The sequence below is a fragment of the Cedecea sp. B1(4) genome, from assembly GCF_059414925.1.
Genome location: NZ_JCAHMZ010000250.1, coordinates 1 through 477 on the forward strand (window position 1 = coordinate 1; position 477 = coordinate 477).

At 68.1% G+C, this 477-nt stretch carries 1 protein-coding gene; it reads left to right on the top strand.

Features of this window, described 5'->3' with window-relative positions:
* Positions 1–477: PFL_4703 family integrating conjugative element protein (locus tag ACR6JA_RS22820; RefSeq protein ID WP_494599760.1), on the top strand; the 477-nt coding region annotated here is incomplete at both ends.

Sequence of the window (477 nt, forward strand, 5' to 3'; positions counted from 1 at the left end):
GTGCCGCCCGAGAGTGTGTATGCCTTCTCGTTCTACATCTGGCAGCAGGTGCAGCGCTGGCCCACGAACGGCGAAGAAGACTATCCACGCAACCTGCGCGCGCTGTCGGCCTACCTGACGCCGAGCTGCCGGGCCTTTCTGCAACAGGACTACGAGTACCGGCGCGCCAGTGGCGAGCTGCGTCAGCGCGTGCGCGGCATCTACGAGATTCCCGGCCGCGGCTACGGCGATGATCCGGCCACGCGCGTCAAGGTGGTTTCCGACCGCGATTGGATCGTCACGCTCGACGTGAGCGCGGACGAATACTACGGCTCCGAGCAGGTCAAGCGCGCTCTGGTGCGCTACCCCATCAAGGTCGTCCGGCTGGACATCGACCCGGAGCACAACCCCTTCGGCCTGGCGCTGGACTGCTACGCCGGCGCACCCCAGCGCATCGAACCGCCGCCGACGCCGACCCAGGCCGGCGCGCCCGCCAAC